General features: G+C 41.6%; 19 protein-coding genes. 7 read left to right on the top strand and 12 right to left on the bottom strand.

Going from position 1 to position 23,215, the window contains the following annotated elements; all coding sequences use genetic code 11:
* Positions 1 to 153: 153 nt before the first annotated feature.
* Together gmhB and CWC17_RS16470 are read right to left on the bottom strand one after the other, a co-directional pair.
* Positions 154 to 717, bottom strand: a complete 564-nt coding sequence (gmhB, locus tag CWC17_RS16475) for a D-glycero-beta-D-manno-heptose 1,7-bisphosphate 7-phosphatase (protein WP_138541785.1) — start codon at positions 715 to 717, stop codon at positions 154 to 156.
* Positions 714 to 1,775 (bottom strand): glycosyltransferase family 9 protein, encoded by a 1,062-nt coding sequence (locus CWC17_RS16470; protein WP_138614078.1) that lies wholly within the window; start codon positions 1,773 to 1,775, stop codon positions 714 to 716. The genes gmhB and CWC17_RS16470 overlap by 4 nt, the downstream gene beginning before the upstream one ends.
* Positions 1,776 to 1,898: 123 nt before the next feature.
* Between CWC17_RS16470 and CWC17_RS16465 the strand changes: the two genes are divergently transcribed.
* On the top strand, positions 1,899 to 2,627 hold the full coding sequence (locus CWC17_RS16465) for a 3-deoxy-D-manno-octulosonic acid kinase (protein ID WP_138541783.1): 729 nt from the start codon (positions 1,899 to 1,901) through the stop codon (positions 2,625 to 2,627).
* On the opposite strand, the gene CWC17_RS16460 is transcribed toward CWC17_RS16465, so the two are convergent.
* Both CWC17_RS16460 and CWC17_RS16455 read right to left on the bottom strand, forming a co-directional pair.
* Entirely contained in the window at positions 2,610 to 3,692 is a 1,083-nt protein-coding gene (locus tag CWC17_RS16460; protein ID WP_138614076.1) for a glycosyltransferase, read from the bottom strand. The genes CWC17_RS16465 and CWC17_RS16460 overlap by 18 nt on opposite strands.
* Entirely contained in the window at positions 3,689 to 4,762 is a 1,074-nt protein-coding gene (locus CWC17_RS16455) for a glycosyltransferase family 9 protein (protein ID WP_138614074.1), read from the bottom strand. Before CWC17_RS16455 ends, CWC17_RS16460 begins: the two co-directional genes overlap by 4 nt.
* 211 nt (positions 4,763 to 4,973) lie before the next feature.
* Between CWC17_RS16455 and CWC17_RS16450 the strand changes: the two genes are divergently transcribed.
* Positions 4,974 to 6,479: a capsule assembly Wzi family protein gene (locus tag CWC17_RS16450; protein WP_138614082.1), complete on the top strand. Its 1,506-nt coding sequence runs from the start codon at positions 4,974 to 4,976 to the stop codon at positions 6,477 to 6,479.
* Positions 6,480 to 6,554: 75 nt separating this feature from the next.
* On the opposite strand, the gene hldE is transcribed toward CWC17_RS16450, so the two are convergent.
* Together hldE and CWC17_RS16440 are read right to left on the bottom strand one after the other, a co-directional pair.
* Positions 6,555 to 7,994, bottom strand: coding sequence for a bifunctional D-glycero-beta-D-manno-heptose-7-phosphate kinase/D-glycero-beta-D-manno-heptose 1-phosphate adenylyltransferase HldE (gene hldE, locus CWC17_RS16445; protein ID WP_138614072.1), 1,440 nt, complete (start codon positions 7,992 to 7,994; stop codon positions 6,555 to 6,557).
* A complete protein-coding gene (locus tag CWC17_RS16440; protein ID WP_055014887.1) occupies positions 7,994 to 8,584 on the bottom strand; it encodes a D-sedoheptulose-7-phosphate isomerase in 591 nt (196 codons plus the stop codon). The genes hldE and CWC17_RS16440 overlap by 1 nt, the downstream gene beginning before the upstream one ends.
* Positions 8,585 to 8,766: 182 nt before the next feature.
* Here CWC17_RS16440 and waaA point away from each other — a divergent pair, with 182 nt between their 5' ends.
* Both waaA and CWC17_RS16430 read left to right on the top strand, forming a co-directional pair.
* Complete coding sequence (gene waaA, locus CWC17_RS16435; protein ID WP_138541779.1) at positions 8,767 to 10,050, top strand: lipid IV(A) 3-deoxy-D-manno-octulosonic acid transferase; 1,284 nt, start codon at positions 8,767 to 8,769, stop codon at positions 10,048 to 10,050.
* The gene (locus tag CWC17_RS16430; RefSeq protein WP_138614070.1) at positions 10,047 to 10,595 is read left to right on the top strand and encodes a DUF1415 domain-containing protein; all 549 of its coding nucleotides are present in this window, start codon (positions 10,047 to 10,049) and stop codon (positions 10,593 to 10,595) included. The genes waaA and CWC17_RS16430 overlap by 4 nt, the downstream gene beginning before the upstream one ends.
* A 30-nt stretch (positions 10,596 to 10,625) precedes the next feature.
* On the opposite strand, the gene CWC17_RS16425 is transcribed toward CWC17_RS16430, so the two are convergent.
* From CWC17_RS16425 to purL, 4 genes are all read right to left on the bottom strand, one after another.
* A complete protein-coding gene (locus tag CWC17_RS16425) occupies positions 10,626 to 10,955 on the bottom strand; it encodes a YdbL family probable chaperone protein (RefSeq protein ID WP_138541793.1) in 330 nt (109 codons plus the stop codon).
* 10 nt (positions 10,956 to 10,965) lie between these two features.
* The gene (locus tag CWC17_RS16420) at positions 10,966 to 11,163 is read right to left on the bottom strand and encodes a YnbE family lipoprotein (protein ID WP_138541792.1); all 198 of its coding nucleotides are present in this window, start codon (positions 11,161 to 11,163) and stop codon (positions 10,966 to 10,968) included.
* Positions 11,164 to 11,165: 2 nt separating this feature from the next.
* Positions 11,166 to 13,622 (bottom strand): intermembrane phospholipid transport YdbH family protein, encoded by a 2,457-nt coding sequence (locus tag CWC17_RS16415; RefSeq protein WP_138614068.1) that lies wholly within the window; start codon positions 13,620 to 13,622, stop codon positions 11,166 to 11,168.
* Between the two features lie 296 nt (positions 13,623 to 13,918).
* A complete protein-coding gene (gene purL, locus CWC17_RS16405; protein ID WP_138614066.1) occupies positions 13,919 to 17,809 on the bottom strand; it encodes a phosphoribosylformylglycinamidine synthase in 3,891 nt (1,296 codons plus the stop codon).
* Between the two features lie 211 nt (positions 17,810 to 18,020).
* Between purL and mltF the strand changes: the two genes are divergently transcribed.
* Both mltF and CWC17_RS19395 read left to right on the top strand, forming a co-directional pair.
* On the top strand, positions 18,021 to 19,517 hold the full coding sequence (mltF, locus tag CWC17_RS16400; RefSeq protein WP_138614064.1) for a membrane-bound lytic murein transglycosylase MltF: 1,497 nt from the start codon (positions 18,021 to 18,023) through the stop codon (positions 19,515 to 19,517).
* A gap of 245 nt (positions 19,518 to 19,762) precedes the next feature.
* Complete coding sequence (locus tag CWC17_RS19395) at positions 19,763 to 19,927, top strand: hypothetical protein (RefSeq protein ID WP_162838352.1); 165 nt, start codon at positions 19,763 to 19,765, stop codon at positions 19,925 to 19,927.
* On the opposite strand, the gene tadA is transcribed toward CWC17_RS19395, so the two are convergent.
* Entirely contained in the window at positions 19,924 to 20,427 is a 504-nt protein-coding gene (tadA, locus tag CWC17_RS16395) for a tRNA adenosine(34) deaminase TadA (RefSeq protein ID WP_055017620.1), read from the bottom strand. The genes CWC17_RS19395 and tadA overlap by 4 nt on opposite strands.
* Positions 20,428 to 20,605: 178 nt before the next feature.
* Between tadA and CWC17_RS16390 the strand changes: the two genes are divergently transcribed.
* Positions 20,606 to 21,910, top strand: coding sequence for an inosine/guanosine kinase (locus tag CWC17_RS16390; RefSeq protein ID WP_138614062.1), 1,305 nt, complete (start codon positions 20,606 to 20,608; stop codon positions 21,908 to 21,910).
* 34 nt (positions 21,911 to 21,944) lie between these two features.
* Here the strand turns inward: CWC17_RS16390 and glsB are convergent, their stop codons facing one another.
* A complete protein-coding gene (glsB, locus tag CWC17_RS16385) occupies positions 21,945 to 22,868 on the bottom strand; it encodes a glutaminase B (RefSeq protein ID WP_055014878.1) in 924 nt (307 codons plus the stop codon).
* Between the last annotated feature and the right edge of the window lie 347 nt (positions 22,869 to 23,215).

Below are 23,215 nucleotides of genomic sequence, written 5' to 3'. Positions count from 1 at the left end.
AAATGAACGGGTAAACAACAACATTAAAGCCACTGTTTATGATGGGATGTATTGTAAAAGTTTAACGCGTAAAATGCACGGTTTGCAGTTCATCGCAAACACCCGAATTGGCAGGAATTCCTGCCACTTTACAGATGAATAAGAAGGCTCAATCTAAAGAGTGATAACGGTCGGTAAATCACGTATCGAGTTAATCACGAGATCAGCATGTTGTTTGGCACTTTCATCTATATGCTGGCCTGAACGCACCAAAACACGCGTTGCAATATGTGCTTTTTCTGCCGCTTGCATATCGCTGAGTTTATCCCCCACCATAACACTGCTAGAAGGGTGAATATTATGCTCTTGCATAGCTTGTAACAGCATACCTGGCGCTGGTTTTCTGCACTGGCACTGTTTTAAATATTGCGCTAGCGCTTTTTTGGGGTGGTGCGGGCAAAAGTACACATCTGTAATTTTAATATTGTGCTCACTAAATTGAGTTTTCATCCACTGAGTTAAGGCTAAAAAGTCTTCTTCAGTGTAGTAACCACGGCCTATTCCCGATTGATTAGTCACTATAATAATTTTATAACCTGCATCATAAAATGCTTTACAGGCACTAAACACACCCTCTATGAATTCAAATTTTTCACTTTGATATACATAGCCATGATCAACGTTAACAACACCATCGCGGTCTAAAAAAAGCGCTTTGTTTTTTTCTTGTACACTCATTTGATAGACTCTTTTTGTACCACATGGTCAAACATAGCTTTAACACTGTCTACGGTTATTTGGCTCATTAAGTCATCACCCTTAACGCGCGTTCCCCAAGGCAATTGTTGCGCTGTTTTACCCGTTTGCTTTAGCAGGTTTTGATGATATACCTCAACTACATAGTCTTGATATAAATAAGGGCCTGTACGTGCAGGATTAGAATGCGCATATAAACCAATAACCGGCGTACTTACCGTTACCGCCATATGTGCAGGGCCGGTATCGGGGGCGAGTACTATATCAGCGCGCTTAAGCACACATAGCAGCTCTTTAAGTTTTGTTTTACCTACTAGGTTTAAAATAGTGCAGTGACTGTGTTTTATAATTTGGTTAGCTAAATTAATCTCAAGCTCAGTTGGGCCGCCCGTTAGTACCACGTTAAAGCCCTGATCATGCGCGTAATCAGCAAGCGCTGCGTAGCGCTCAGGCAGCCAGTTGCGCTGGGCTTTACTGGCCGCAGGCGATATCACCAATAGCTTACCTGACAAATACCCAGGTCCTAACAACTCATCTGCTTTTCTTTCATCCGCTAAGGTATAAGGCATATCCCAGGTAGGTGAATAGTTTTTAACACCAATGGCCTGCGCAAAGCCTTTAAACCCCTCTAACACATGCGCTTCTTTTTGTGGGGCTATTCGTTTATTTATAAACAAGCTGTGTAATTCTTTTGAACGAGCCCAATCAAAGCCTATTTTCACTTTAGCCGGAATACAGCGCGCAACAAAGCCAGCTCTTAATGCAACTTGCATATTAAGTAGCACATCAAACTGTTGCCCTTTAAAAGAATGTTTTAATTTTTTAAGTGCATCTTTACCTTGCTTTTTATCAAAAACCACCAGCTCAACCCCAGGTAAGTCGGCAAGCAACATGGCTTCTACTTTGCCCATAACCCAGGTTATTTTTGCATTGGGGTGTGCTTTTTGAATTGCTTGTACAGCACTAACAGCATGACACACATCACCAATGGCAGAGAGTCTTAAAATACAAATTGAGGAGTAATTAGGCACTTGAGTCATGCGTTCCATTTGGCTTTAAATAATAGACTGCGATCTTAAATTATACTCGCGCTAATGCAAGCACTTATGCTGCGCTATAAAACACGTTAATATACACGTATTATTAAATTACTTTTACGAGCTATGTTTAAAACACTAACGCAAGGCAAACACACTATTTTAAGCCACCCCGATTATACTAACGAGGTTGATTTAAATTGGTTTGATGCAGATTACTGGCAACAACAAAATAAAATAGTCGGCGCTAAAAAAGGCCGTGCCACAGCCTGGTTTTTTAAACACGATAATTTAACCGCTGTACTTAGACACTACTGGCGAGGTGGTTTAGTGGGTAAATTATTAAGCGATCAATACCTTTACCCTGGCCTTGAAAGCACCCGCGTGTATAAAGAGTTCAGCTTAATGATAACGCTTATTGAGCTTGGTTTAAATGTGCCAAAACCCATTGCCGCTAAAGTAACAACCACAGGCTTAATTTATCGTGGTGATATAATTACTGAGGCTGTAAAAGGGGCTAAAAGCCTGCTAGATATTTTAATTGAACGCCCACTAACGGGCGATGAGCTAGAGCGCATTGCCAGTACTGTGGCTCTCTTTCACTCAAAAGGCGTGTATCACGCGGATTTAAATATAAATAATATTTTATTTAATGAAACGGGCAAAGTGTATATTATCGACTTTGATCGCGGTGAAATAAAACCATTAAATAAACAGTGGCAACAAAGTAATATGGCCCGTTTAGAGCGCTCATTTTTAAAAGAGCGAGGACGCAACAACGCATTTTATTGGCAAGATAATGACTGGCAAACGTTATTAACGCTTTATAAAAGCCAGTTAACCACACAAAGCTAGGTATTGCTTAGCAACTTGGTCGGCCGTTACCTTTTGTAAAATATCGGCATTAGCTACATTAGGCTTAGTGTTTAAAACCAGCTCAATTTTAGCTGCTAGCTCATCGCTATGCCCTACCGGTGCTAAATATTTGGCTAAATCGTTTGTTAAAATTTCACTCGGCCCAAACGTGCAGTTAGTACTTACCACTGGCGTACCCACAGCGAGTGCTTCAATTAACACTGTGGGGAGCCCTTCAAAATCAGAGCTTAAAACTAACGCCTCGGCCTGCTTTATCCAGTTATACGGATTTTGTTCAAACCCAGGCACTATAAGTTGCTCCTCAATACCATGCGCTTTGGCAAGCTTAAATGCTTTGCTAGGCTTATTGCATAGAAGGACTAATTTGTATTTTTTATCAAGCTTTGCAAATGCCGCAAATAAAATATCATGGCGCTTTTGTTTAGCTAACCGCCCTACATGAATAATATACGGCGATTGCGGAATTTGCGCATTCACCTCATCTGAGAGCTGCTTTATATCCTCTAAATTAAAGGGATTATAAATAGTGGTGATGGCACTTGGGCTAATTAAACGCCCTTGAGTAATTTCGCGCTCTACCCCTTTAGACACGCACACCAAAGATTTTCCATTTAAGTTTTGCTTTGACTTTTTAAGGTAGTGATAAGATAGCGGGCCTAATTTTTTTTGCCTAGCAAGCTCTGCATTAACAGAGTTATGCATAACAAAGTGAACATTTTTAATCTGGCTCTTAGCCAATAAGTTATTGCTTCTGTCTAAATTGCTAAGTACTAAATCTATAGGGCCAGTTTGTTTTTGTTTGTTATTAAACCACGCTTCTAGCTTTGCTACACTTTTATTTATTTTCCAAAAACGATCCACTTTAGTGGCTTTATCGGTGAATAAACTTTCAACCTTAATACACGCAGGGATAGTGTATTCATATTTATTAGCCAGCGATAAAATAGTCACGCTATGCGCTTTTACTAACTGCTGAGCAAGGGTTAACATCACTTTTTCGGCGCCGCCACCCGCTAATGAATCTATTACAATCACTATATTCATCTATCGGCAACCATTAGCATGCTTTTAACCCCTTGCGTTATTTCTTCATAGCTATGCGTGCTTTCAAGCAAAGCGTATTTTTCTAAAAGCTGGTTAAAATCAGGCTCTATTAGCAAAGCACTGACTTTATTTACTATGTCTTGAATTTCAAAGTTCGCTTTAATTACCACACCGGTTGTGGTGCAACTTGCTAAGCGCTGTGTTTGATCTTTTGAAATAGCACAGGCTACAACAGGTGTTTTAACCGCAATGGCTTGCAATAGGGTGTCGCCAGCACTTAACAACGCGAATTTTGCTTGTTCCATAAGCGACAAAAACTCACTATTTTCTAACGTATTTAAATTTAAAACCGCATTTGATACTGGCAACGCTTTATTATAGTTAGGGCCAAATACCACCACTGCTTTTAAGCCTGTTTGTAATGAAACCTGCTCTGCGGCGGCAAAAAATACATCTGCACAGTTTTGGTTATCTAGCATGTGACCGCCAGAGCCTGCACTCACAATAAAGTAGCCTTGTTCATCAAGCTGATATTTTTTTAACACCTGTTTGGTATCACACGCTGATGAAAATGCTATGTAAGGGCCCACATTTTTAGGCATAGCCAAAGAAAACATATCTATTTTAGCTTTTTCAGCCCAGCTCAGAGGTTCAATGCAGTAATCGGGCTGTACCACCCAATGGCTATCAATTAAATTAATACGGTTAAGCTTTAACCCTTTCGCCCTTTTTTTGGCATGTTGAGAAATAAATACCACTTTGGCACCCACTTTTTTGGCCGCTTTCATGTGAGCTGCGCGCCCTGCACAGTCAAATATAACAATGTCGGGTTTAAAATCAGCGATAACTTCACACACTTTATCGCGCTCTTTAGTTGCGGAGCGCTCAAGCAAGGTGGCATCAAATGGGCAGTTTTTAGCGTAGGCCGTGTGTTTATTTAAAACAAAATGGATACTAAGTGAACCTGGGCATTCACTTTCTAAGCTTTGAGCTAGCAACAACGAGCGCATGTATTCGCCTATTCCTTGTGGCGATGATACGGGTATGAATAAAAGTCGTTTGTTGCTCATTGCATTCTCTATTTCCTATTTGCGCAGCAGTATATCAATCCCATTGTTTTTACGATAGCTAGGTTACATTTTTATACACAAATTTAACGCCATAAAATAGATTATTTACTGCAATAGCCTTGCTAGATTGGTAAACTTAGCCGCAATCTTAATCACAAGGATCTGAACTTTGCGAAACAGAATTTTTCTACTTTCTTCTCTTTTTTGCGCTATGAGCGCATCAGTAACGGCAGAGCCCTGGGTAAAGCCAGACGATTACGGACTCAGAGCCGATATACAACAGCTGGCTGATGCCGGTGTTATTTTAGCGCCTGTAACCACCTACCCGCTAATGTGGAAAAGTTTTATTGGGGAGTTAGAATCGAGCAAGCTTGAGCTTTTATCTCCCAGCCTTCAAGATGCATTACTTCGTGTAAAACATCGTTATAAGTCTGAAAACAGTAGCTCGCACAGTGTACAACTCTCAGCGTTTGCTGCATCAGACCCAATTATAGCCACCAGCTTTGGAGCAACCAACACACAGGAGTCTGAGCTTTCAGCAGCCTACGCTTACCTTGGCGATAACTTTGCAGCAAAGGTAGCCGTTAATTACCGAAACGATGGTAAACAATGCTTGGTTGAGGGCAAAAAAACCGATGATATAGCCACTAACGAACAAGCACTTGAAGAGTGTAACGATACCTCATTTGACGATAGCTACTTAGCCTACCGCTTAGGTAATTGGATTTTTAGAGCCGGTGCCATAGAGCAGTTTTGGGGCCCAGGTGTTGATAACAGTTTAATTATGTCGGGTAATGCAAAGCCACTGCCAGCACTCAGTGTAACCCGTGAGCAAAGCACAGCGTTTGAAACGCCTTGGTTAAGTTGGCTTGGCCAGTGGAGCTTTACCGCGCAAATGGCAAAGTTAGAATCAACCCGCGTTATTCCTGATGCATTACTTTGGAGTAGCCGTTTAAACTTTCGTCCAATGCAGCAACTAGAGGTTGCTTTAAGTTGGTCTGCACAGTGGGCTGGCGAAGGCCAACCAAGCTCGGCAGGTGATTTCATTGATGTAATTACTGGGCAAACAAATTGTATTGATGGCAATGAAAATTGCGATAGTTCTCTAGAGTCTAAAATCGGTAATCAGCTTGCTGGCATAGATGTGCGTTGGTCTGACACTTTATTTAGTCATCCTTATGCCATCTACGCAAGTACAATTGGCGAAGATGCCAGCTCGCAATTTAAACCAGCCGACAGAGCATACTTATTTGGCGTACAAACTACGCAGCGCATTTACAATCAAAATGTGCTCGTTAACGTTGAATACATAGACACAGGTGTATCGTGCTCGGCCGAATCAACCAATGAAAACTGCTACTACGAACACTCAGATTATAATTCGGGCTATCGTTACCATGGCCGCACTATTGGCTCAACCTATGATAACGATGCACAGTCAGTCGTGTTAACACTACTTGGCCAACTTTCAAATGGTGATGATTGGCAAGTAAAGCTGCGTAGCGTTGATTACAACAGCGATAATCGCGATCGCTACCCTAACAACCCAGACTTAGGTAATACAATTACCAAAACTGGTTATAACTCAAAACAAGTTGAGCTTCGTTACAGGCAACTTGCAATGGGTGGGCGCTTAACGCTTGGCGCTTTTGCATCAAACAATGATGGCGCTGAAAACGACACCTCAGCGTTTGCTAAGTACGAATATAACTTTTAAAAAATTGTATGCGTAATAATAAAAAGGGTTGAAAACTGCGTTTTCAACCCTTTTTATTTGAAACAAATATCTATATCACTGCTTTATTTTACTAATCACTTTTGATGTAGAGCAACCATCTAAAAACGTCAGTACTTCTACTTTTCCACCATGGCGCAGGACATGATCGGCCCCTGCTATTTGCTCTACAGTATAATCACCACCTTTTACTAAAATATCAGGGCTAATTTGCTCGATTAATTTAGCTGGCGTGTCGTTTTCCTCAGCGCTGCCAAAGGGTATTACCCAATCAACAGAGGCAAGTGCACTTAATACCATTGCGCGCTCATCAAGTGGGTTTATTGGGCGCTCAGGGCCTTTTAAACGGGTAATTGAATCATCATTGTTTAGCCCAACAACGAGTCTATCTCCGCGCGCTTTGGCTTGTGCTAAATAGCGCACGTGGCCTGCGTGTAAAATATCAAAACAGCCATTGGTAAACACTATCGTTTCGCCGTTTTGCTTAGCAAACTCAATATGTTGCAGTACATCGTCAAACGGCGTTTGGTAGTGCTCGCCATTGGTGTGTAAGTATTGACCAAGCTTTTGGCTTAGCTCTTCTGGTGACACTGTTGCCGCACCCAATTTACTTACCACAATACCGGCGGCTAAATTAGCAATTTCTACTGCATCTTTAGGGGCCATACCTGCTCCAAGCATTACAGCTAAAGTTGCAATTACGGTATCACCTGCGCCAGTTACATCGCTTACTTCTAACTGCTGAGCCGCAAAGTCATGTTTTTCATCGGCATTAATTAATGACATACCTTGCTCTGAGCGTGTAAGTAGCATGGCTTTAATACCATTTTTGCTAATTAGTTCACGGGCGCTTTGCGCTAAAATTTCTTCAGAGCCTGTTTTACCACCTGCTAAATTGAACTCATGTAAATTTGGGGTAATGTAGTCTGCGCCTTCGTATAAGTGTAAATCGGGCGACTTAGGGTCAATCAGTACAGTTTTACCTGCGGCTTTAGCAACGCTCACCATCTCCTTAATTAAGCTTAACGAGCCTTTGCTGTAATCGGAAAATACCACAAAGTCGTATTCATCAAGTACTAGCTCTAAGCGGTTTAATAACAGCTGGCTATGCTGCTCGCTAAAGGTTTCTTCTAAATCTAGGCGTACAAGTTGTTGATGGCGGCTAATAACACGCATTTTAGAAATAGTCGGTAAATCACAAACACTCACAAGTTGAGAACTTATTTTCTCACCTTTTAAAATGGTTTCTAAAATTTGCCCGCTTTCATCTTCACCAATTAAACCAAGTAGCCCTACTTTTGCATCAAGTCTAGCAATGTTTTTTGCCACATTGGCAGCGCCACCTGCTTTATCTTCAAACTTACTTACTTTTACAACCGGTACCGGAGCCTCAGGCGAAATACGTCCTGTATCGCCATACCAGTAACGGTCTAGCATAACATCGCCCACAACTAAAATACGCGCTTTAGACAAGTTTTTTAATAGCGATAAATCCATTACTGCTGCTCCGCAACAACCATATCGATGGCTTCACACAACCAATGACCAATAAACATATGTGCCTCTTGGATACGGGCTGTTTCATCATTTTTTATAATAATGGGCAATTTAGCAATGTCTTTTACTTTACCGCCCTCGCGTCCGGTTAAGGCAACCGTAAACGCGCCAATTTTGTTAGCCGCTTCAAGCGCTAGATTAATATTGGCGCTGGTACCTGAGGTTGTTAAACCAATCACTAAATCCTCAGGTTTACATAAAGCCTGAACTTGGCGCTCAAATACCGTATCAAAGTGGTAATCGTTACTGTGCGCAGTCAGGATTGAGGTATCTGTAGTGAGTGCGATAGAAGCTAATGGGCCACGCTCTAATTTATAACGCACTACAAACTCAGCTGCTAAATGCTGCGCATCAGCTGCACTGCCACCGTTACCAAACCAAATAACCTTACCACCAGCTTGCAATGCACTGTGGCACGCTTCTAATAATTGCATAGACTCTTGATGATAAGCCTCCATCGTTTCAAATAAGGCTTGATGACGGTTTAAACTTTCAACGTAGCTTGTTGCCACAGAATCGATAATTGACATGAAAAATTCCTCTAGGAACTGAAATGGCAGGAAAAAATTAAATCCATTATTCCATAGTTTTATTTAGTTGTGTGTATTTTATGGGAATATAGCTGAACTGAATTATAATTTCGTGCTTAACATGTTCAGAAATTATCACTTTCGCGTTAAACTAGCGCCACTTACCTTAATAAAAGTTCAGTATGGCACGCATTTTTTACTCACTCGCTTTAATTTTAATTAGCCCACTGATTGTATTTTACTTATATGTACTAAGAGGTAAAAAAAATAAAGGCTACCGCGCGCACTTTAAAGAGCGCTTTGGTTTTATTAGCAAACACTTATTTAATAATAGCGCTAAACCGGTTGTGTTCCACTGCGCTTCTGTAGGTGAGGTGCTTGCAGCAGCGCCACTTATTAAAGCACTTAAAATACAACACCCGCAATTAAATATCCTTATTACCTGTAATACGCCTACCGGGCGTGCGCAAATTAGCGAACAATTTAAACATACCGTGGCGTGTTGTTATTTACCTATAGACTTTGCAGGTTCGAGTGCTCGATTTTTAAAGCGCATAAATCCACAAGCACTGTGTATTTTAGAAACTGAGCTGTGGCCTAATTTAATGGCCATAAGCCATAAAAAAAATATTCCGGTATTGGTGCTTAATGCTCGCTTGAGTGAAAAATCGCAACAAGGGTATCAAAAGGTGGCAGGGTTAACGCAATTAATTATGCGTTCAATTTCAGTGCTCGCAAGTCATAATAAAAATGATGCTAAGCGCTTTATAGAACTGGGTTTACCCTCTTTTAAAAGCCATGTTACAGGCTCAATAAAGTTCGACATTACACCACGCAATGAGCAACTAACTAAAATTGCAAATCTTAAAACCGAGTATAAAACCAAAGAACGTTTTGTATGGGTGGCAGGCTCTACTCACCCGCTAGAACACGAAATGATATTAAACGCTCATCAGCAGCTATTAAAAAAATACCCTAATGCCCTTTTAATTATTGCACCGCGCCACCCTGAACAGTTTGATAAAGTAGCCGAGACGTTAGCTCAAAGCGCCCTTAGTTTTAGTCGTCGCAGCGACAATAACTATCAAAACGAGCACGTGCTATTAGCTGATACATTGGGCGAGCTACAGTGTTTATATGGCGCAGCGAATGTAAGTTACATAGGCGGCAGTTTAATTCGCCGAGGTGGGCACAACCCACTTGAAGCTGCTGCTTTTTCAGTTGGTGTTATTACAGGCCCGCATACATATAATTTTGACCATGTATACCCTGAGCTAATTAAACTTAAAGGGGCCGTTGTTGTTGAAAATACCGACGAGCTTGCTAAACAATTAATTAATTTAAGCCAAAACACCAAAGCGTGCCAAAGTTTGGGGATTAAAGCGCAGCAATGTGTAGTAAAAAACCAAGGCGCCATTAAAAAAACATTGACCCTTATAAATCAGTATTTAGAGCCAAAAGCATGACTCATCAAGCAATTACCCAAACCCGCGAGTGGGTATCTTCTGTTATTGTAAAATATAACTTTTGCCCATTTGCCCGTAAAGAAGTAGAAAACAACTGTATTCATTATGTGCTTAGCCCAGCAGATAAAATTGATGACGCTGTCATGGACATGCTAGATCAGTGTGTGCAGCTTGATCAAAATCCCGAGCGTGAAACCACATTAATATTGTTTGATAACGGCTTTAGCGATTTTGAAGGCTTTTTAGATTTAGTTGATTTAGCCAATGCCTTACTGGTAGCGCAAGGGTTTGAAGGTAAATACCAAATTGCTAATTTTCACCCCGATTACGTATTTGCCGACAGCGATGAAGATGATGCAGCAAATTACACCAACCGAGCACCCTACCCTACACTGCATTTAATACGCGAACTGAGTATGAGCGAAGCGCTTGATAACTATAATGAGCCTGAATCTATACCAGAACACAATATAAAGCTTGCAAGGCGAAAAGGCATCGTCTTTTGGCAGCAACTTTTAGCAAACATAAAAAAACCGAGCGCCTAAACGCTCGGTCTTTAAGTATCAAATTCAATACTACTTTTTAACCCAGTTCCCATTCACTTCAATATAGTGGCCACTTTTGGTCTTTTCGATTGTTTTAGCTGCTGCGAGTGCTTCTACTTGGGCGAGTGATAAATCGTTCTTTTTAGCCAGCTTTAAATACTGTGCTTTGCGTTTAGCATTAATTTCCTCAACCACTGCTTTTGCCTCGCTGTTTTGTACAACAAGCCCTAAGTAACCTGAGCTATCTTCACCCACTAAGCCTTGGTTTTTAGCATCATCTAAAGTGATAGCCCACGCCGAAAACGACAAACATACTGCACTTACTAGAGCGGCAATACTTAATTTATTTTTTATAGTCATCATTTAGCTCCTAAAATAATTCACTGTCGTCACTGAATAAATTATCGAGTTCTTTATCTACTTTCACTCGAATTTCGTGATCTACTTTTACATTTAGATTGATCGTTATCGGCTCTTTCGCTGCCACTTCTACTCTGTGGGTACATGCACTCAAAGCGCTGATAGCAGCAAGTGCAATAATAGCCTTAATGCTCAACAAATTTTTCATCATTAGTTTCCTTTTTTAGCGTATTGCTGCTCAACTTTTTGCGTTATTTCGTCACTTAATCTTAGCGCTCTTAGTAGCGTAAACACGTTTTCTTCGTGGTTATAGTTAAAGTTCACTTGCTGCTGTTCTGGCTCATTAAAGCCTTGTAAGTTAACACCTAAGTTTAACCAGCCATCACTTTTAAGCGCCACTGTACTGTTAAGCTTTTGTATATCAAGATTTTTGAGTAAGCCAAGTACAGGTTGTAACTCTTGTTGCTGGCGCATAACGGCGTCAAACGCTTCGTTATTACTAATAATAAGCTTCCCTTGGCCTTGGTTGGCTAGGCTACCATTTTTTACCTCAACCCCTGTTTCATCAAAATAAAATGGCAACGACCCTTTTAGCCTACCGGTGAGGGTAATACCCGACTTATCGTCAAGCGTTATTAATTTACTAGCATCAACATTTTCAAACGTAACATGTGCTGTTTGCTGAGGTTTTAAAAGCGAGTATTTATCTAATTCAAATCCCCCACCAAACACATTGCCAACTATATTAAAGGCTTGCGCACTATTATTTACCACTTCTATTTTGCCATTAATATTATTAACTACCGCGCCCGCTCTTAATTCATTTACGTTAAAGGTAGTAGGGGCAACATTAAGCTGCCCTGAATCGTACTGCCCACTAAATTGCGTACTAAACTGATTAGCTAAGTAATCGTTGTAAAGCGCGCTGGTATCACCAACGGTTAAATTAAAATTGGCTTTTTGTAAATTAACATCGCCACTAATACGCCCGCCAAACTCGCCTTGAGTGAGTTGAGCTAATGGCTCAAATTGGCTAATAATCGAATTTAACGAAAGCACACTTTGCTGCGGTATAATCACTTCAAACGGATGCGCTACTTTTGAAACATGGTGATTAGCCACCAGCTCAACACCATTTATAAGTACATGATGCGACGCTTTAAGCGCGCGACTTTGCAGCCCTGTTGACGTCACGTTTATTGTATTTAAATCGACATTTGGGCTTGTCAGTGTGTTTATTTGAGTGCTTGCATTTAAGTGAGCAAATAACTCACCCACACCTAAGTTTGCCCTAGCACTAAGGGTGTTATTAATACCGGTAAGTTTAAATTCGTTGTATTGCACGCTATTAAGCTTACTTTTAAGCGTTACTTTTGCATCGAGCTTTTCATTCATGCTTGCTTTAAGGTTACCTGTGTACCCGGTAAGAGCATTGCCATAAGCAGCTGCGCTATCAAAGCTAAGTTCAATACGTGCGTTACCTACGGGCTTAAAGTCAATAAGCTTAGTAACTGTAAAATCCCCTGCGGCTTTTACATTATTAGCCTCAGCCGGTAAAAATTCAGGCAAAGCAGTAAGCGCAATATCGTAATTGCCACTTAGTTGTTCATTTTCAAGCTGCGTATTTAGCACTACAGCCTTTATATCATCAGTGTGTAGCTGCGCTTTAAGCTGCGTGCGCGCACTTTGTAATGGCGCAGCCGTATTTATAAACGTATCTGTAAACGTCATATCTATATTTTGCTTGGCTTGCTCTGCGCTTTTGAGCGTTATTAACGGTAAAGATAGAGTGTTATGTTCAGCACTAATTGGTTTAGCTAAAGCCCATTGCCAATTAAGTGGTAGCTGCTTTACAGCAAATGACTTGTAGGCACTTTCAGGAATAAGAGTTTGGCAGTTATTACTAAGTTTTACATTGTTTTTAAGCGTGCTTGGGTCAAGCTCAAGGTTTTGGCTATTTAAATGATAGGTAGCACTTAGCACACCTTTGGAGCTGTTTGTTATATCACAGCTTTGTATTTTATAGTCATACTGGGCTTGTAATTCACCAGTAAGGCTTGCCTCTACTCCGTTAAAGCTAAATGCCTGCGCTGAATCAAAGCTAAGCCCATTTAATAACGCGTTATCGGTTTTAAGTAACTGTTTAAGTAATTCATCATTAACTTTAAGCTGCCCTTGTACCTTATTATTGTAAAGCGTTGCACTTGCGTTTAAATCACCATTGACTACAAAGTGGTTAAGCTTAGGCTCGGTAATATTTAGCACAAGCGGGCGCTTTAAAAGCGCACTGTTTATACTTAGTTGCTCAACTGTAATTGTTGGCCTTTTTTCAGGAAGGGCTAAATCTAAAATTGTTGCAGGGCTGCTTTCTTTATCACTTTGTGGAAACGGATTGACATTAAGCGCCGCTTGCTTAATTTCAACATGCCGAGTATTTGCGGTAATGCCTGTAACAACAAGCTCTTGATTTTGATAACTTAAACACGCTTTTTGTACGTGCACATTTAACTTACTCGTAAGCGAAAAGTCTAGACAACTTAAAGTAACGCCTGCTTTTTCAAGCGCAGGTGCTACAGCCCATTGTAATAGTGGCAAACGAAATACATAGCCAAGCAAAACTATACTTAGCATTACAGCACCTATAATTAAACTAACGCGCTTTAACATACTATCCTTATAAGCTTTTATTCATACCTTATACCAATCCGCAATAATATCTAATCATTTTGCGGGGCTAAACGTGTCGCTATCTGCGTTAAAAAATTCTCATTTAGAACAACTAGATAGCGAATTTTTTGCCTTGCTATCAACACGTTTATACATCCTCAAAATAGATCACTTAATTATGCGGAATGGTATTACAAACTATCGTAATTTTAAATCTACGCAATCAAAAAAGGCTGCACAGTGCAGCCTTTTTTATTTTACAGCTAGATTATGAATCTAACTTGTATATGGCGTTTTTAACCGACATTTTTACGTGCATTGCGGAACATACGCATCCACGGGCTATCCTCTTTCCACTCATCTGGGTGCCACGAGTTAGCAACAGTGCGGAATACACGCTCAGGGTGCGGCATCATTACAGTGGCACGGCCATCAGTAGAGGTAATACCGGTAATACCTTCTGGTGAACCATTTGGGTTAGCCGGGTATTGTGTTGTCGGGTTACCGTAGTTATCTACAAATTTAACCGCAACAGTGCCGCTGTCAAGCGCAGCTTGAGTGGCAGCATCATTTGCAAACTCAGCATGGCCTTCACCATGTGATACAGCAATTGGCATACGCGACCCAGCCATACCACTGAAGAACACTGACGGGTTTTCTTGTATTTCTACTAAGCTAAAGCGTGCTTCAAAACGCTCTGACTTATTTGTTACAAAACGTGGCCAATGCTCAGTCCCCGGAATTAACTCTTTCAACGTTGATAACATTTGACAACCATTACACACACCTAAGCTAAAGGTGTCTTCACGGTGGAAGAAGTTTTTAAACTGTTCACGTGCCATATCGTTAAACAATATAGACTTAGCCCAGCCTTCACCGGCACCTAATACGTCACCGTAAGAGAAACCGCCACATGCCACTAAGCCTTTAAATTGCTCAAGGGTTAAGCGTCCTTCGAGGATATCGCTCATGTGTACATCAACAGCGGCAAAACCAGCACGGTTAAACGCAGCAGCCATTTCTAAATGCGAGTTAACGCCTTGCTCACGTAAAATAGCCATTTGCGGCTTAGCGCCCGTTGCAATGTACGGCGCGGCTATATCTTCGTTTAAATCAAAGTTAAGTTTTACGTTTAAGCCTGGATCTTTTGCATCAAACTTGGCATCAAACTCCTGCTTTGCACAATCAGGGTTATCACGACGTGCTTGCATTTGGTACGTTGTTTCGGCCCAAATTGTACGAAGCTCAGTACGAGTATGATTAAGTACTGTTTGCTCACCACGGTTAAACACAATGCTATCGTCACTATTAAGCGAGCCAATCACGTGGCTAATTGCAGCCACACCATGTTGCTCAAATACAGCATTTACGGCCTCTAAATCGCTGTTAGCAACTTGAATTACTGCGCCAAGCTCTTCGTTATAAAGTGCTTCTAGGTCTGTCCCTGTTAAACCAGCTAAATCAACAGTCACACCTGTGTGCCCTGCAAATGCCATTTCAGTTACGGTAGTAAATAAACCACCGTCTGAGCGGTCATGATAAGCAAGTAGCTTGCTATCTGCTACAAGTGCTTGCATGGCATTGAAAAAGCCTTTCAGTAGCTCAGGGCTGTCAACATCTGGCGTAACATTACCAAGCTGCTTGTAAACCTGTGCAAGGCTTGATGCACCCATTCGGTTTTTACCCGCACCTAAGTCAACTAAAATAAGTGATGTATCGCCTTTATCAGTACGTAACTGCGGAGTCACTGTTTTACGCACGTCGTCAACACGGCCAAAGGCAGTAATAATAAGTGATAAGGGCGACGTTACCGATTGCTCAGTTGCATCATCCTCGTTTTTCCATGTCGTTTTCATCGACATAGAGTCTTTACCTACAGGTATAGTTAAACCAAGCGCAGGACAAAGCTCTTCGCCTACCGCTTTTACAGCTTCATAAAGGCCTGCATCTTCACCCGGGTGACCGGCTGCAGCCATCCAGTTAGCCGAAAGCTTAATGTTCTCAAGGCTGCCAATGTTGGCACAGGCAATATTGGTTAGTGACTCTGCCACAGCTAAACGTGCCGATGCACCGTAGTTTAATAGTGCAGCCGGCGTACGCTCACCCAGTGACATAGCTTCGCCGTGGTAAGTGTCGTACGTTGCTGCGGTAACTGCACAGTTAGCCACAGGTACTTGCCAAGGACCCACCATTTGATCCCGTGCTACTAAACCGGTTACTGAGCGATCGCCAATGGTAATTAAAAATGTTTTTTCTGCAATTGTCGGTAAGCGTAATAAACGCTGAGCCGCCTGTGCTATATCAATTGACTCTGCATCAATTGCCTTGCCGGTAACTTGCTTTGAAGTTACATCACGATGCATTTTAGGTGCTTTTCCTAGTAATACATCAAGCGGTAAATCAACAGGGCTATTATCAAAGTGGCTGTCGGCAACAGTTAAGTGGCGCTCTTCTGTGGCTTCACCTATTACTGCGTACTGCGCACGTTCGCGCTTACAAATGGCTTCAAAACGATCAAAGTCTTCAACAGCAACAGCCAACACATAACGTTCTTGCGATTCGTTACACCAAATTTCGTGCGGGGCCATGCCCGGCTCATCGTTAGGAATATCACGTAGTTGGAATTTACCACCACGGCCACCATCATCTACAAGCTCAGGGAATGCATTAGATAAGCCACCGGCGCCTACATCGTGAATAAAGGCAATTGGGTTTTTATCCCCTAGTTGCCAACACTTATCAATCACTTCTTGGCAACGGCGTTCCATTTCTGGGTTTTCACGCTGTACAGATGCAAAATCTAAGTCTTCGTTAGATTGACCCGATGCCATGCTTGATGCTGCACCGCCGCCTAAGCCAATATTCATTGCAGGGCCACCTAGTGCAATAAGTTTTGCACCTACTGGAATATCCCCTTTTTGCACATGATCAGCACGAATATTACCTAAACCACCGGCAAGCATAATAGGCTTGTGGTAACCGCGCACCTCTTCACCGTTGTGGCTTGTTACTTTTTCTTCGTAGGTACGGAAGTACCCTAATAAGTTAGGACGGCCAAACTCGTTATTAAATGCCGCGCCACCTAAAGGACCGTCCATCATAATATCAAGGGCATTTACGATACGGTTAGGCTTTCCAAAGTCGCTCTCCCACGGTTGCTCGTAACCCGGAATACGTAAGTTAGAAACAGTAAAACCAACTAAACCCGCTTTTGGCTTAGAGCCGCGGCCCGTTGCGCCTTCATCACGAATTTCACCACCCGAGCCTGTAGCCGCACCAGAAAATGGTGCAATCGCTGTTGGGTGGTTATGGGTTTCTACCTTCATTAAAATTTCTATGTCTTCTTGATGATACGCATATTCACCTTGCGCATTCGGGAAAAAGCGACCCGCTTTTGAGCCCTTCATTACTGCTGCGTTATCTTTGTACGCCGACAGTACATTTTCAGGATTGTGCTCAAATGTATTTTTGATCATTTTAAACAGCGATTTAGGCTGCTCAATACCATCAATTGTCCAATCAGCGTTAAATATTTTATGACGACAATGCTCTGAGTTTGCTTGGGCAAACATAAATAACTCTATGTCGTTAGGGTTACGGCCTAACTTTTTAAAGTTTTCTACTAGGTAGTCAATCTCGTCATCAGCAAGCGCAAAACCTTGTTCAACGTTTGCAGCAGCCAATGCTTCGCGCCCGCCACCTAAAATGTCAACTGATGACATTTCACGAGGCGAGTCGTTACGGAATAATTGTGCTGCCGAAGCAAGCTCGCTATGCGTTGCCTCAGTCATACGGTCGTGTAATAAAGCCGCTACCTGCTCAAGTTGCTCTGCACTTAGTTCACCTTCTACGTAATAAGCAATACCGCGCTCAACACGGTGAACCTGTTTAAGACCACAGTTATGTGCTATATCGGTTGCTTTAGATGCCCATGGTGAAATGGTGCCAGGGCGAGGTGTAACTAAAATAAGTGTGCCTGCTGGGGTATGCTCGGCAATAGTTGGGCCATAAGTAAGTAGCTTTTCAAGCTTAGTTTGCTCATCAACACTCAAAGGCGAGGTTAAATCGGCAAAATGTGCATACTCGGCATATACATTGGTGACTGGAAGTTGCGATAGTTTGCAACGCGCTAAAATTTTATTAACTCTGAACTCTGAAAGTGCTGGTGCACCACGAAGGATCAACATAGATAATTTCATCCGGGGTTAGGGATTGAACGATATTTTAGGCGGGCATTATAGTCTAAGTAGCACTCAGTTTTAACTCCAAATTGCGCTTTTCAGAAAATTAACTTTTTATTTATATAAACAGCTGCAAAATTACCAATAAAAGCTAAACGCTAAGTGACGCCATAGTGAAGTTTTGGTATAACGGGGTATGAGCTTTATGGGGCGGTTAATGTTGAAAGAAAAGCTAATAATTATCATCACTTTAGTTATGTTGTTGTGCGCCTGTAATATGCAGGAGCAACAAACTCAACTTGCCCAAATTAAAGCACAAAATAAAATACGTGTAGGTACGCTTGCCAGTGCCAGCAACTACTACCAAGCCGTGCAGGGCGAGCAAGGCTTTGAATACGAGCTTTCTCAGGCCTTTGCCGACTACCTGGGTGTTGAGCTAGAAATAGTGCCGTTTTTTAATTTATCCGATATGTTTGAGCGCCTTGAAAGTGGTGACTTAGATTTAATAGCCTCAGGCCTTACCTACAACAAAGTACGTGCACAACAATACCGCTATGGCCCCACTTACAGAACAATTAGCCAAAAGTTGGTTTATAAACAGGGTCGAGTTCGCCCACGTGAATTTGACGACCTGGATGGAAACTTTACCGTTATAGCCAAAAGTAGCCACTCTTTAACCTTACAAAAAATAAAAAAGAGCAACCCAGATTTAACCTGGCAAGAAACCGAAGAGCTCGACGAAGAGGAGCTTTTACAAGCCGTTATTGATGGCGAAATAGACTACACCCTCGCCGACTCACACACGCTTTCACTATTTAGACGTTACCACCCTAATTTAAGTATTGGCTTTTCAGTTACCCGAAATGACCCCATAGCCTGGATACTGAATAAATCAAAAGATGACTCGCTTTATGCATTGCTAGTGCCTTTTTTTGGTGAGGTAAAGCAAAGTAACCAATTGTATGTGCTTGAAGAAAAGTACTTTGGACACGTACGCCAATTCAACTACGTTAATACGCTTGCATACATAGAGGCTATAAAAGAAACACTCCCCACATACAGACCTTGGTTTGAGCAGTATGCAGGCAGCCTAGACTGGCGCTTACTTGCCGCACTTAGTTATCAAGAGTCTATGTGGAACCCACGTGCTAAATCGCCTACGGGTGTACGAGGCATTATGATGCTTACACGTAGTACTGCTAAACAGGTGGGCGTGACTAATAGACTAGAGCCAGAGCAAAACATCCGCGGTGGCGCTAAATACTTAGCTAAGCTTGTTAAACGCATCCCCGATAGAATCCCGCAGCCTGATAGAACTTGGCTTGCACTGGCAGCCTATAATGTAGGCTGGGGGCACGTTAACGACGCGCGCATTATTACCGAACAACAAGGGGCGAGCCCTGATAAATGGGCCGATGTTAAAAAGCGCTTACCACTTTTAATCAAAAAACGTTATTACCGTAAAACCCGTTACGGTTATGCGCGTGGCGATGTTGCGGTAAAATATGTTGATAATATTCGCAGATATTACGATGCACTTGTTTGGCTTGATGAAAATAATGCCTTAGCGCCAGAGCCTGAAACACCTAAAGTTGAAAAAGCGGCTCAGCCAAGCAAAGAGCCTGTAAACAACGATAAAACCGAGCCTACCCCTTCGCTTTCACCTGAAGAAAAAAGTAAGCAAAGTGAAAATAACACGCAGCAGTCTCAGTAAAGGGTTTATATTTACATTTTTTAATTGGCTGCTCATGCATGTTAAACATTAAATGTGAGCATTACACACTTAACTTTACGTTTTAATGAGCGCTAATTTTTCCTTCAAGATTAACCACTGCGATAACTAAATTAAAAATCTGTTTACTTGTCATGAAATGATCACTAATGTGTGTTTATAGTATATTTACCTGATTTTTAATATATATCTTGTGCCTTTCTCACTCTCACGCATTAGGAGAACACATGCTAAAACGTAGACGCACACAAAAACTAAAACGCAATATTATTCATTCGACAGCCACCAGACGTCGTATAATGCTACGTAACTTACATAAAAAAATTATTTGGCGTCGTCGTATGTTTGCTATGCAGCAAATGATAGAAGCAGACTCAGAGGCTGCTAACTAGCCACTAATTTGACGAGCAGCTTTTTTAGCCGCTTTAATTTGCTCTCGGCGTTGTTTAAAAAACGCCGAAATAGTACTACCACAGGTTTGCCCAAGCACCCCACCTGATACCTCTACCTGATGGTTCAGCCTCGGCTCTTGCAATAAGTTCATAATAGATCCAGCCGAGCCCGTTTTAGCATCGGGCGCACCATACACCAAACGCTTTATTCTACTGTGCACTAACAGCCCAGCACACATAGAGCACGGTTCTAACGTAACGTACAAGGTGCAATCAATTAAACGGTAATTATTTAAAGCTCTTCCTCCTTCTCGCACTGCAATCATTTCAGCGTGCGCAGAAGGGTCGTTATCAGTAATTGAACGATTATACCCTGCAGCAATAAGTGTGTTGTCTTTGACAAGAACTGCTCCCACCGGAATTTCGCCCAATTGCTGCGCTTTATTGGCATACACCAATGCCTGCTCCATCCAATACTCATCGCTTTTAAGATCGTTCATATTACTTACTTTAAATAAATTTTCTGTCGCTATTATATCAATTTGCTTGTTTAAAATGCGAAATTGAATAAATTATTGCAAAAATAAAACAAAATAATGTGGTTTATCGTGGCTCATAGAGTGTGATTTACGCTATAATCTCACGCTTTTTTTATTTAGCTCACAACACAGGTAGCAAATGAAATTTCCTGGACGCCGCAGACATAAACATTATTTTCCAGTGGAAGCTAAAGATCCACTTACTAATCAACTAAACGCCACTGAGCGATTACAGCGTAGTTACATTACGGGAATCGATCAGATCGTTGTTGATATTGAAGCCAAAGTCGATCAGGCTTTTTTAGACGAGTTTCAACTTCGCCGTGGTATGTCGCAAGTTATTGATAGCGATATTACCAACGCCCTATACGACCGTTTAAAATTAAACAATATGGTTGATTACGAGTTTGCCGGTGGCACCATTGGTAACACAATGCATAACTACTCAGTACTTGCAGACGATCGCTCAGTATTGCTTGGTGTTATGAGTGAAAACATAAAAATAGGCAGCTATGCCTATCGCTTTTTATGTAACACATCAAGTCGCGTTGATTTAGACTATTTACAACCTGTAGATGGACCTATTGGCCGTTGCTTTACCTTAATTGATGAAACTGGCGAGCGTACATTCGCGATTAGTGCTGGTTTAATGAATCATTTAAAGCCTGAGTCTATCGATAAACACTTAATCGAGCAATCTTCTGCCCTTGTGATCAGCGCCTATCTAATGCGCACACAGGGTGATGAAACAATGACTGAAGCAACCCTACAAGCAGTTAAATACGCTAACGATGCAGGTGTACCGGTAGTTTTAACACTGGGCACTAAGTTTTTAATTGAACAAGATCCAACCTGGTGGGCTAACTTTGTAAACGAGCATGTAGATATACTCGCCATGAACGAAGAAGAAGGACTGGCAATTACTGGCTTTGAAGACCCACTATTAGCCGCAGACAAAGCACTTGACTGGGTCGACTTGGTTATTTGTACCGCCGGCGAAAAAGGCTTATTTATGGCCGGTTATGTTGATGAAAGCTTTAAACGGGCAACCGAGTATCCACTATTACCGGGGGCAATTGCCGATTTCAATCGCTATGAATTTTCTCGCGCAATGAAAAAAAACGATTGCGAAAACCCGATAAAAGCCTATAGCCACACTGCGCCATTCATGGGTGGGCCTGATTCAATCAAAAATACCAATGGTGCTGGCGATTGTGCGTTGGCTGCCGTGTTACACGATTTATCAGCAAACGTTTATCATAAATTAAATGTCGCCAATTCAGCAAAGCACGAACAAAAGGCCATTACTTATTCTTCTCTTGCACAAATTAGTAAATACGCTAACCGCGCGAGCTACGAGGTATTAGTACAGCACTCGCCGCGTTTATCTCGTGGCCTACCAGAGCGCGAAGACTGCCTAGAGCAAGTGTATTGGGACCAATAAATAGGGAGCTATACGTACTCCCTATTGCGGTATTTTAGAAAATCGAAATATCGAGCTTTTTAGATAGCAGCTCTAATGCTGCTATCCCCGCTACCGAATTACCAAATTCATTAAGCCCAGGTGAATATACAGCCACCGTAAACTTACCCGGTAAAACTGCTAATATAGTGCCTGACACACCCGATTTACCCGGCATACCTACTCTGTAGCCAAAATCTCCTGCTGCATCATACAAGCCACTAGTAAATAAAAGCGAATTTAGTTGTTTATTCTGACGGCTACTTAAAACACGTTTACCCGAGCTGTAATCAACGCCTTTATTTGCTAAAAAGTTATACGCTCTAGCTAACTCAATACAGTTAAGTTCGATTGCACAAAAATTAAAGTAAGACCAAAGTACATCATCTACGTCATTCTCAAAATTACCAAACGACTTCATTAAATGCGCCATTGCAGCATTTCTATGCCTAAACTCGTACTCAGAATTGGCGACTTTTTTATCAATCACTATTGCACTATTACCTGAGAGTAACCTAAACGTTTCAAGCATTGAGTGGCGAGGTGCAGATAATCGACTGTACAAAGCATCGCACGTCACAATCGCACCTGCATTAATGAAAGGATTACGTGGTACGCCTTTTTCGAACTCCAACTGTGTAAGAGAGTTAAACGCGGTTCCAGAGGGCTCTTTGCCTACCCGGTGCCATAGCTCATCACCATAGCGCTGCAGGGCCATTGTAAGCGTCATCACTTTAGAAACTGACTGAATAGTGAAACGTTTGCTGCAATCCCCCGCACAAATGGTTTCACCATCAGTGGTATAAATAGCAATAGAAAACTGCTCGCTAGAAATCTCAGCAAGTGCAGGAATGTAATCTGCAACCTTACCTTGTGATAACAAAGGGCGCACTTCGTGCGCTATTTCATCTAGAACAGTTTGGTAGTCAGCAGTGGGCAATTGACACCTCTATTTTGGCATTATAAAAATTTGATTTTAACACGCACAACTTCTGCACGCCTAGTTATGTTACATGAATAAAATAGCAGATAAGCATGAACTTAATGTTTATTTACAAAGTGGTATTTTCTATATCTAAGTAATACCGCTTCGCAATAATGGTTAATTATTTACGGGGCATTAAACCTGATTACACTCAGCATGATGTATGCCGTAACCTTGCATAAAATGGTTAAGCTTTCTAAAAGGATACGAATGTTATGATTCAAGGATGTACAAGTGCGGACATTACTGAGACTGTCTTCGACATGGGGTATTGGCTATTTATAAACCCCAGACAACAAAAA

The sequence above is a fragment of the Pseudoalteromonas sp. S3785 genome, from assembly GCF_005887365.1.
GTDB lineage: Bacteria > Pseudomonadota > Gammaproteobacteria > Enterobacterales > Alteromonadaceae > Pseudoalteromonas.
This window is presented reverse-complemented; position numbering and strand designations above follow the sequence as displayed.

Excerpts from the sequence above, each read along its gene's own strand:
- gmhB (WP_138541785.1), bottom strand. The coding sequence starts at position 717 with ATGAGTGTACAAGAAAAAAACAAAGCGCTTTTTTTAGACCGCGATGGT.
- CWC17_RS16470 (WP_138614078.1), bottom strand. The coding sequence starts at position 1,775 with ATGACTCAAGTGCCTAATTACTCCTCAATTTGTATTTTAAGACTCTCT.
- CWC17_RS16465 (WP_138541783.1), top strand. The coding sequence starts at position 1,899 with ATGTTTAAAACACTAACGCAAGGCAAACACACTATTTTAAGCCACCCC.
- CWC17_RS16460 (WP_138614076.1), bottom strand. The coding sequence starts at position 3,692 with ATGAATATAGTGATTGTAATAGATTCATTAGCGGGTGGCGGCGCCGAA.
- CWC17_RS16455 (WP_138614074.1), bottom strand. The coding sequence starts at position 4,762 with ATGAGCAACAAACGACTTTTATTCATACCCGTATCATCGCCACAAGGA.
- CWC17_RS16450 (WP_138614082.1), top strand. The coding sequence starts at position 4,974 with ATGAGCGCATCAGTAACGGCAGAGCCCTGGGTAAAGCCAGACGATTAC.
- hldE (WP_138614072.1), bottom strand. The coding sequence starts at position 7,994 with ATGGATTTATCGCTATTAAAAAACTTGTCTAAAGCGCGTATTTTAGTT.
- CWC17_RS16440 (WP_055014887.1), bottom strand. The coding sequence starts at position 8,584 with ATGTCAATTATCGATTCTGTGGCAACAAGCTACGTTGAAAGTTTAAAC.
- waaA (WP_138541779.1), top strand. The coding sequence starts at position 8,767 with ATGGCACGCATTTTTTACTCACTCGCTTTAATTTTAATTAGCCCACTG.
- CWC17_RS16430 (WP_138614070.1), top strand. The coding sequence starts at position 10,047 with ATGACTCATCAAGCAATTACCCAAACCCGCGAGTGGGTATCTTCTGTT.
- CWC17_RS16425 (WP_138541793.1), bottom strand. The coding sequence starts at position 10,955 with ATGACTATAAAAAATAAATTAAGTATTGCCGCTCTAGTAAGTGCAGTA.
- CWC17_RS16420 (WP_138541792.1), bottom strand. The coding sequence starts at position 11,163 with ATGAAAAATTTGTTGAGCATTAAGGCTATTATTGCACTTGCTGCTATC.
- CWC17_RS16415 (WP_138614068.1), bottom strand. The coding sequence starts at position 13,622 with ATGTTAAAGCGCGTTAGTTTAATTATAGGTGCTGTAATGCTAAGTATA.
- purL (WP_138614066.1), bottom strand. The coding sequence starts at position 17,809 with ATGTTGATCCTTCGTGGTGCACCAGCACTTTCAGAGTTCAGAGTTAAT.
- mltF (WP_138614064.1), top strand. The coding sequence starts at position 18,021 with ATGTTGAAAGAAAAGCTAATAATTATCATCACTTTAGTTATGTTGTTG.
- CWC17_RS19395 (WP_162838352.1), top strand. The coding sequence starts at position 19,763 with ATGCTAAAACGTAGACGCACACAAAAACTAAAACGCAATATTATTCAT.
- tadA (WP_055017620.1), bottom strand. The coding sequence starts at position 20,427 with ATGAACGATCTTAAAAGCGATGAGTATTGGATGGAGCAGGCATTGGTG.
- CWC17_RS16390 (WP_138614062.1), top strand. The coding sequence starts at position 20,606 with ATGAAATTTCCTGGACGCCGCAGACATAAACATTATTTTCCAGTGGAA.